This window comes from Streptomyces sp. NPDC104202 (assembly GCF_055584185.1).
Genome location: NZ_JBVJMN010000066.1, coordinates 37,983 through 46,759, shown reverse-complemented (window position 1 = coordinate 46,759; position 8,777 = coordinate 37,983). Strand labels below are relative to the sequence as shown.

General features: G+C 74.1%; 9 protein-coding genes. 3 read left to right on the top strand and 6 right to left on the bottom strand.

Going from position 1 to position 8,777, the window contains the following annotated elements; genetic code table 11:
* Nucleotides 1-143 precede the first annotated feature (143 nt).
* On the top strand, nt 144-359 hold the full coding sequence (locus tag ACZ60W_RS31480) for a hypothetical protein (protein WP_469758803.1): 216 nt from the start codon (nt 144-146) through the stop codon (nt 357-359).
* A gap of 101 nt (nt 360-460) precedes the next feature.
* Nucleotides 461-985 carry a DUF6584 family protein gene (locus ACZ60W_RS31475; protein ID WP_469758802.1) on the top strand — a complete coding sequence of 175 codons (525 nt, stop codon included), beginning with the start codon at nt 461-463 and terminating at the stop codon, nt 983-985.
* 81 nt (nt 986-1,066) lie between these two features.
* Here the strand turns inward: ACZ60W_RS31475 and ACZ60W_RS31470 are convergent, their stop codons facing one another.
* The 4 genes from ACZ60W_RS31470 to ACZ60W_RS31455 all read right to left on the bottom strand — a co-directional run bounded on the left by ACZ60W_RS31470 (nt 1,067) and on the right by ACZ60W_RS31455 (nt 4,588).
* Entirely contained in the window at nt 1,067-2,488 is a 1,422-nt protein-coding gene (locus ACZ60W_RS31470) for a C40 family peptidase (RefSeq protein WP_469758801.1), read from the bottom strand.
* Nucleotides 2,489-2,562: 74 nt separating this feature from the next.
* Nucleotides 2,563-2,865, bottom strand: a complete 303-nt coding sequence (locus ACZ60W_RS31465; protein WP_469758800.1) for a hypothetical protein — start codon at nt 2,863-2,865, stop codon at nt 2,563-2,565.
* 34 nt (nt 2,866-2,899) lie between these two features.
* Nucleotides 2,900-3,622 carry a TetR/AcrR family transcriptional regulator gene (locus ACZ60W_RS31460; RefSeq protein WP_469758799.1) on the bottom strand — a complete coding sequence of 241 codons (723 nt, stop codon included), beginning with the start codon at nt 3,620-3,622 and terminating at the stop codon, nt 2,900-2,902.
* A gap of 30 nt (nt 3,623-3,652) precedes the next feature.
* Nucleotides 3,653-4,588 (bottom strand): AurF N-oxygenase family protein, encoded by a 936-nt coding sequence (locus ACZ60W_RS31455; RefSeq protein WP_469758798.1) that lies wholly within the window; start codon nt 4,586-4,588, stop codon nt 3,653-3,655.
* 156 nt (nt 4,589-4,744) lie between these two features.
* Between ACZ60W_RS31455 and ACZ60W_RS31450 the strand changes: the two genes are divergently transcribed.
* Nucleotides 4,745-5,860 carry a ferritin-like domain-containing protein gene (locus ACZ60W_RS31450; RefSeq protein WP_469758797.1) on the top strand — a complete coding sequence of 372 codons (1,116 nt, stop codon included), beginning with the start codon at nt 4,745-4,747 and terminating at the stop codon, nt 5,858-5,860.
* Between the two features lie 40 nt (nt 5,861-5,900).
* Here the strand turns inward: ACZ60W_RS31450 and ACZ60W_RS31445 are convergent, their stop codons facing one another.
* Together ACZ60W_RS31445 and ACZ60W_RS31440 are read right to left on the bottom strand one after the other, a co-directional pair.
* Nucleotides 5,901-7,376, bottom strand: coding sequence for a penicillin-binding transpeptidase domain-containing protein (locus tag ACZ60W_RS31445; RefSeq protein ID WP_469758796.1), 1,476 nt, complete (start codon nt 7,374-7,376; stop codon nt 5,901-5,903).
* Complete coding sequence (locus ACZ60W_RS31440) at nt 7,373-8,752, bottom strand: FtsW/RodA/SpoVE family cell cycle protein (RefSeq protein ID WP_469758795.1); 1,380 nt, start codon at nt 8,750-8,752, stop codon at nt 7,373-7,375. The genes ACZ60W_RS31445 and ACZ60W_RS31440 overlap by 4 nt, the downstream gene beginning before the upstream one ends.
* Nucleotides 8,753-8,777 lie beyond the last annotated feature (25 nt).

Below are 8,777 nucleotides of genomic sequence, written 5' to 3'. Positions count from 1 at the left end.
CCCCCCCCCCCCCCCCCCCCCCCCCCCCCCCCCCCCCCCCCCCCCCCCCCCCCCCCCCCCCCCCCCCCCCCCCCCCCCCCCCCCCCCCCCCCACGCCCCTCGTCCCCTCCACGGAGTCCGGCTCCGGGGTCGTCACCAGCACGGTGGCCCCCCTGGAGAACTTCGTCTACTCGGCCCTGCAGGGCGTCCTGAACGCCGCGTCCGGCCGGCCGGCGCCCACCACGGCCGCCGCGGCTCCCGCCACGGCCGTTCCGTCGACCCCGACGAGCGCGGCCGTCGGCTCCGCCGCCTTCTCCCAGGTGCCGGCCGGTACCCCGGGGCTCGGCACCGTCCTCGGGGCGACGGCCCCGAAGTCCTAGCGACTCCTGGAGGACAGCCGCCGGCGGGGGCCGGCAGCGGGGCGGGCGGGGGCCTCGAAAAGGGGTCGATCGGCGGGGTGCCGCTGTCCCAGGATGGGGGCATGCCCCTGTCGAACACCCTGGCCCGCGTGGACGCCGACCTGGCCGCCGGGCGCGTGCCCGTGGCACGTCAGCGCCTGCGCGGCCTGGTCTCCTCCTTCCCGAACGACCTGACGCTCCGGCGACGGCTCGGCGAGGTGTACCGGCTGTACGGGGACGCGGCGCAGGCGGGGCGCTGGACCTACCTCGAAGAGGACCGGCGCCCGGAGGAGACCGAGGCGTTCGAGAAGCGGTACGGATCTCCCGCCCGCCGCATGAAGGCGCTCGCGTGGCGCGGACCCGAGGAGCTCGCGGCCACCGAGTGCGCCGCGCGGCGGCTCGCGTCGGTCCGTGAGGCCCGTGCCGAGGAGCTCGGCCGGCCGGCCGGCTGGGACGACCCGGACTCCTGCGACGACGGGGGCGGTCACGTCGCCCCCGAATCCGGCGGATGGAGCCTGGGCGGCGTGATCGTGACGCTCGGCTGCCTCGTCGGCGGCGGGATCTTCGCGGCCGTCTGGATCATCGGCGTGGTCACCCTCTTCTCGTAGCCGCCGGACGGTCCGCGCGCCGGACGGCCTCGCCCGCCGGACGGTTCCGGAGGTCCGGGCCCGACGACGGGAGCGGCGGTCTCAGCTCCGGTCGTAGCCCTCGTCCCCGCCGTCCTTCGCGCCCGCGGGAAGGGGCGGGGGCGTGTACGCGGCCAGGGCCGTCCCGGCCGGGTCGGGGCGGACGGCTCCCAGGAGGGGGTTCGCGGCGAGGGGCGAGACCTTGACCTTGCCGCCCGGCCGCGGCGCCTGCACCACCAGGCCCCCGCCGAGGTAGAGGGCGACATGGGTGGCGCCCGGGAAGTACACCACCAGGTCGCCGGGGCGCAGGTCCTCCAGCCGGACGCGGGGCAGGGTGGCCCACTGCTCCTGGCTGGTGCGCGGGATCTCCCGCCCCGCGGCCGCCCACGCCTGCTGGGTGAGCCCCGAGCAGTCGTAGGAGTCCGGGCCCTCCGCACCCCACTCGTAGGGCTTGCCGATCTCGCCCACCGCGAACCGCAGGGCCTCCGCGCCGGCCGACGAGGGGGTGTGGGTGTCGTCCAGTACCCCGGAGTCGAGCAGCTCCCGCTGCGCGCCCGCCGTCTGGACCTTCTCCAGCTCGGTGACGCGGGCCAGCTGCTCGGGCGAGAGTCCGGCGAGCAGCTTCTCCACCTCGCGCAGCGTCTCCGTCACCTCGTCGCGCCGCTTGAGCTGCGCGGCGGCGAGGGCCTGCCGGCGGTCGAGGGCCTTGCGCGAGGAGCTCGCGAGCGCGTCGGCCCGCCGCTCCGCCGCCTCCAGCCGCGTCACGGCGGTGGCCCGTCCCCGGGCCGCGCGGGCCATCAGATGCCCCTGGTCCAGGGCCGACTGGGCGTCGGGCGAGAACAGCAGCCGCATGTACGAGGAGAGCTCCGACCTGCCCTGGTACTGCTCCCGGGCGATCCGCCCGGCCTCGGCGCGCCCCCGGGCGAGGGCCGTCCGGGCGGCCGTGAGCTGCGCCGTCACCTTCCCGGTGTCGGCCGTCTGCGCCTTCAGCGACTCCTCGGCGGCGTTGTACCGCTCGGTGGCCTCCTCGGCCTGCCGGTACAGCGTCCGCAGCCGTGTCAGCAGCCCGGCCACGGAGTCGCCGCCGGGCGGCGGAAGCGCGGCGGCGTCGTCGGTCGCGTCCTGTCCGGGAGGCTCCGGTGCCGCGGGAGACCCGGAGTCGGCCGGGGCGGCCGGGGTGTCGACGGGGGGCCGGGGTCCGGCCGGATCGGCGGGGGTGCCGGCCGGCTCGTCCGCGTCCGCCGACCCGTCCACCGGTCCCGTGGGGTCCGTGGGGTCCGTCGTACCCGTCGGTTCCGGCGAGGCGTCCGGGTCGACCGGCCCCACCGGTTCCGCCGCCGGGTCGGCGAAGGCGATCGGGGCCCGGACCGGGGGGTCCGCGGGCGGGTCCGGCGGGGTGGCGCCCGTCGCCGGGAGCGCGCCGGCGAGGGCCGTCACCGCGGCGAGCGCCCCCGTGCAGACCGTGCGCAGCAGCTGTCGTGACACGTCACCACCTCCAGGGGGATGATGACGCCTCATTTCATCCGATGACCGTACGGATCGGGGCGCGTCCGCCGTCCTCACTCGTCCGGCGCAGCGCCCCGTGCCGCGGGGCCGCCGCCCGGCTTCGACCAGGGCCACTTCAGTTCGCGCCGCTCGCGCCCGTCGGGGGCGTAGGCGTAGACCCAGCCGCGCTGGAGTCCGAGCCGCTTCGTGTACCCCGCGGGCTCGCGCCGGTAGGCGTGGACGGTCGGCGGGCGTCCGTCGTGGGCCGGGACCGGGACCTCGTACCACTTCGGCGGGTGGCCGGTCGGGCCGACCAGGATCGGCAGGACCCGGCCGTCGAGGGGGCCGCCGCGGAAGGGGGTGTTCTCGCTTCTCACCCCTCCAGTCTCTCCCGCGGCCTCCCGCACCGGCTCACAGCAGGTGCGCCGCCTCGCCGACGACCGGGATCAGCCGGCGGGCGAGCCGCGCCACCGGACCGTCGGCGGTCTCCTGGGCGAGGAGCCGCCGGACGACCTCCGCCGTCTCCGCGTCGCTCGCCGTGCTCACCGCGAGGAGGCCGACGAGATGGTCGACGAGCCAGTCGCGCAGCTCCCGCGCCGGGGGCTGCTTCTCCTCGTCGAGCCAGATGAGCGAGGCCGCCTCCACGGCCGCGATCCACGTCCGCACCAGCAGGGCGAGCCGGGGACCCGGCCGCTCCGCGCCCAGGTGGAACAGGATCTGCTCGGCGGCGGCCCGCCGCACCTCGTCCACGATCGCGGTGGTCCGGGAGGTCTCGGCGACGCTGCCGCCGCGCAGCAGGGCGCTGAAGCCGGCGTCGTGCCCGTCGACGAAGGCCAGGTACCGGTCGAGGACCCGGCCCAGCCGCTCGGTGGGCGGCCCCTCCGGCGGCTCGGCGAAGCAGTGGTTCAGCACGTCGGCCGACGACCGGAGGGCGGCCTCGTACAGCTGCTGCTTGCCGCCGGGGAAGTACCGGTAGACGAGGGGGCGCGAGACGCCGGCCGCCTCGGCGACGTCGTCGAGCGAGACGTCCTCGGGCGTCCGATGGGCGAAGAGCCCCAGGGCGGCGTCGATCAGCTGGCCGCGCCGCTCCTCGACGGTGAGCCTGCGGTACGCGGGAGTGGCGGCGCTGGTCATGCTCCGCAGCGTAGTCGCGGAGGCATCCCCTCAGGCGAGGAGTCCGGAGGACTTCCAGAGCCGGCGCCCCGCCCCGCGCAGGACGCCGATGTCGTCGAGGAAGTCCGTCAGCCGCTTCGCGCCCGACTGCATGACCTCCCGCCGGTGCCCGCTCGCCCGCACCTGGGCGACGGCCTTCCGGCGGTCCAGGCCGACGGCGTCGTACACCGCGGGGTTGACGAAGCAGGTGGAGAAGACCCGGGCGGCCTCCCCGCAGCTCAGCCGCGTGAACTCCTGCTCCCAGCGGGGCGCGGTCGCCATCTGCCGGCGCAGCTCCTCGCGGGCGTAGCGCACGTGGCGGGCCTCCTCGACGACGTGGATCCGCGTCACGCCCCGGACGAGGGTCTGCACCCGCTCGTCCGGGAAGGTCAGGCGCTGCATCCAGTCCAGGATCTCCTCGCCGAGCAGGGTGGCGGCGAAGGAGCCGGGGGTGGTGGAGACGGTCTTCAGGAGCCGTGCGAGGTTGTGGTAGATCCGCGGCACCGGATAGGCGGGGGTGCCGCCCCGGGTGATGAGCCGGGCGAACATCATCGAGTGCCGGCACTCGTCCGCGATCTCGGTCAGCGCGTACCGGACGTGACTGCTGGTCAGGGACTTGTCGTAGATGTGCCGGACCAGCAGCTGCATCAGGATGATCTCGAACCAGATGCCGAGGGAGGCGAGCGAGGCCGCCTCGTGGCGCGAGAGCGCGATCCGCTGCTCCTCGGACATCCGGTGCCACAGCGGGGTGTCGTAGAGCGAGAGCAGCTCGGGCGGCCAGAACCACTTGCCGTCCTCGAAGGGGGAGTCCCAGTCGAGCTCGGCGTCCGGGTCGAAGGAGTGCTTCCGGGAGGACTCCAGGAGGCGCTCGGCGACCTGCTCACGGTCGCGCAGCGGCCCCAGGGCGTCCCGCAGGAGGCTGAAGTCGGGCTCGGTGAAAGGGGTCATGGTTCGGGGCACCTCGCTGTGCTCGCCGTCGCGTTACCGGGGGTCGCCTCTTATCAGACTGCCCGTCAGCAAGGCCGTCAATCCCTTCTGCGCGACTTGTTGACCATCCGTCTACCAACGTGTGAGCCTGCTGCAAACGGACGGAAGGAGTCGTCAGTGTCGACGCACGACCTCTACGTGAACGCCCCCGCCGCACCCGTCTGGCAGGTGCCCGCCGCCGGCGCCGCCCGGTTCAGCTGGGAGTACGACGACGGCCGGCAGCGCCTCCTCGCCCTCTACCAGAAGGGCAAGGACAAGCAGTGGGACGGCGCCACCCGCATCGACTGGGACCTGGAGGTCGACCCCTACGACCCGCTCGGCACCCCCGACGAGGTCCTCAACCTCCACGGCACCCGCCACTGGGCGAAGATGACCGAGAAGGACAAGGGCGACCTGCGCCGCCACTACTCCTCCTGGCAGTTCAGCCAGTTCCTCCACGGCGAACAGGGCGCCATGGTCTGCGCCGCCCGGATCGTCGAGTCCGTCCCCGACCTCGACGCCAAGTTCTACTCCGCCACCCAGACCATGGACGAGGCCCGGCACGCCGAGATCTACGGCCGCTTCCTCCACGAGAAGATCGGGATGCTCTACCCGGTCAACGACCACCTCAAGGGCCTTCTCGACGACACCCTGCGCGACTCCCGCTGGGACATGCCCTACCTCGGCATGCAGGTCCTCATCGAAGGGCTCGCCCTCGCCGCGTTCGGCATGATCCGCGACACCACCGACAAGCCGCTGCCCAAGCAGATCCTCGCGTACGTGATGCAGGACGAGGCCCGCCACGTGGCCTTCGGCCGGATGGCCCTGCGCGACTACTACCGCCAGCTCGGCGACGCCGAACTCCGCGAGCGCGAGGAGTTCGTCATCGAGGGCTGCCACCTCATGCGCGACCGGCTGCGCGGCGTCGAGGTCCTGGAGAACTTCGGCATCGCCCGCAAGGAGGCCGAGGAGCTCAGCGAGCGGAGCGAGTTCCTCCACCTCTTCCGCAAGCTCCTCTTCAGCCGGATCGTCCCCTGCGTCAAGGACATCGGCCTCTGGGGCGAGCGCCTCCAGAAGGCCTACCTCGACATGGGCGTCTTCGACCTCGGCGACTCCAACCTCGACCTGCTCATGACCCAGGACGAGGAGATCGCCGAACGCCTCGACGCGGAGCGCTTCGCGGCGGAGGAACGCGCCCGCGTGGCCGAGGTGGAGCAGGCCGTCGCGGACGGGGCGGCGGAGGCGCAGGCGTGATGACCGGGGGAGCGCCCGGCACGGGGCCGGCGGGCCGCGCTCAGCCGCGTTCCTCCGCCTCCAGGCGCAGCGCCTCCTCCATCACGGCCCGCGCGACCGGGGCCGCGCTGCCGCCGCCGCTGATGTCCGTGCGGGACGCCTCCGCGTCCTCGACGACGACCGCCACGGCGACCGCCGGCCGGGCCGAGTCGTCCGCCTGCGCCCAGGCGATGAACCAGGCGTACGGGGTGCCCGTGTTGCCGAAGCCGTGCTGGGCCGTGCCCGTCTTGCCGCCGACCCGGGCCCCGGGGATGGCGGCGTTCGTGCCCGTCCCCTCCTCCACCGCCTTCACCATCAGCCGCTGGAGCTGGAGCGCGGTGGAGGGGTTCATCGCCTGCCGGTAGCTGGTGCGGCCGGTCCGCTCCACCGTCGCGCCGCGGGAGGTCGTGGTCCGGTCGACGAGGTGCGGCCGGGCGATCTCCCCGTTGTTGGCGACGGCCGCCGCGACCATGGCCATCTGCAGCGGCGTCGCCGTCGTGTCGAACTGCCCGATCGAGGAGAGCGCCAGCTGGTCCGGGCTCATCTCCCGGTCGAAGTTGGACTTCGCCACCCAGGACGGCACCCGCAGCCCGGTGTCGTCGAAGCCGAACCGCTCCACCGCCTCGACCATCCCCGTCAGGCCCACCTCCACCCCGAGGCCGGCCATCACGGTGTTGCACGACCACTGGATCGCGTACGCCAGGGAGGCGTTCCCGCAGTTCTCCGCCTCGTTCGGCAGCACCTGCCGGGTCCCCGGCAGCACGAACGGGTCGGGGGTGTCCGTCGGCGCGTCCACGTCCCGCACCACGCCCGCGTCCAGCGCCGCGGCCGCCGTCACGATCTTGAAGGTGGAGCCGGGCGGGTAGGTCTGGCGCAGGGCCCGGTTCAGCATCGGCTGGTTCGGCGAGGCGTTCATCCGCCTCCAGGCGTCCTTGACCGCCTGCCCCGTCCCCGACAGGACCCCCGGGTCGTACGAGGGCGAGCTGACGAGCGCCAGGAGGCGGCCGCTGGAGGGCTCGACGGCCACGACCGCGCCGCGCTTGCCGTCGAGCCCCCGGAAGGCTGCCTCCTGCATCGAGGCGCGGATGGTCGTCACCACGTCGCCGCCCGGCTGGTGGCCGCGGGTGAGGTCGTTCCACAGCGGCAGCGGGGCCAGCATCGGGTCGGTGCCGGAGAGGACCGCGTCCTCGGCGTTCTCGATGAGCGTCGTGCCGTAGGTCTGGGAGGCGAAGCCGGTCACCGGTGCGTACAACGGCCCCTGCCGGTAGGTGCGTTCCCAGCGCAGCTGCTGGCCGCTGTCCCGCGAGCCGGTCACCGGCCTCCCGTCGACGACGATCGCGCCGCGCGGCTCCGCGTACCGCTCGATCGCGATCCGCCGGTTCGCCGGGTCGTCGTCGAGGGACTCGGCCTCCAGGACCATCACCCGGGCCGCGTTGACCAGCAGGGCGACGAGCAGGAGCAGGCAGAGGGCGGCCGCCCGCCTGATGTACCGGATCACCGGGCCTCCTCGGTCACGGGGGCGAGTGTCCCGGTGTCGGCGCCGTCCGGCTGCGGCGCGCGCGCCGAGTCGCTCACCCGGATGAGCAGGGCCACGATCACCCAGTTGGTGACCACCGACGAGCCGCCCTGGGCCAGGAACGGCATCGCCATGCCCGTGAGCGGGATCAGCCCCATCACCCCTCCGGCGATCACGAACACCTGGAGCGCCACGATCGAGGCGAGCCCGATCGCCAGCAGCCGCCCGAAGGGGTCCCGCAGCGAGAGGCCGGCCCGGTAGCCGCGGGCGACGAGCAGCGCGTACAGCAGGAAGAGCGCGGTCAGGCCGACGAGTCCCAGCTCCTCGCCCGCGGTCGCCAGGATGAAGTCGGACTTCACCGCGAAGCCGATGAGGACGGAGTGGCCGAGCCCGAGACCGGTGCCGAGCAGCCCGCCGGCCGCGAAGGAGAAGAGGGACTGCGCGAGCTGTCCCGGGCCGTCCCCCGCCCGGATCGAGGCGAACGGGTCGAGCCAGTCCTGCACCCGCCCGTGCACGTGCGGTTCGAGCGACCCGACCAGGAAGGCCCCGGCGGAGGCCAGCACGAGCCCCACCGCGATCCAGCCGGTCCGCCCCGTCGCCACGTACAGCATGATCACGAAGAGCCCGAAGAAGAGGAGCGACGTCCCCAGGTCCCGCTCCAGGACGAGCACGCCGACGCTCAGCAGCCAGATCGCCACGATCGGCCCGAGCACCCGCCCGGTGGGGAACTGGAACTTCCAGATCCGTCGGCCGGTGAACGCCAGGGCGTTGCGGTTGGCGGCGAGGTAGGCGGCGAAGAAGACCGCGAGCAGGATCTTCGCGAACTCGCCCGGCTGGAACGACAGACCGCCGATCCTGATCCAGATCTTGGCCCCGTTCACCGCAGGGAAGAAGATCGGCAGGATCATCAGCGCGAGCGCGGCGGCCACCGACACGTACGCGTACCCCTGGAGCGTCCGGTGGTCGCGCAGCAGCACCACGACCACGATGAACAGGCCCACCCCGAGGGTCGACCACACCAGCTGCGTCGCCGCCGCCTGGTCGTTCGGCGTCTCCAGGTCGAGGCGGTAGATCAGCACCAGACCGAGGCCGTTGAGCAGCACCGCGATGGGCAGCAGCAGCGGATCGGCGTACGGGGCGCGGAACCGGACCGCGGCATGGGCGAGGAGCGCGAGCAGCCCCAGCCCGGCGCCGTAGCGCGCGGCGTCCGGCGGCACGGCGCCGCTGCGGGCGAGCCCCACCGCGGCGTAGCCGGAGACGGAGATGAGGACGGCGCAGACGAGGAGGGAGAGTTCCACGCCGCGGCGCTTCGGGACGCGGATCCCCGGCGGGGGAGCGTCCGTGCGCGGTGCGGTCATGGTCGGCAACGTAGCAAGCGGTATG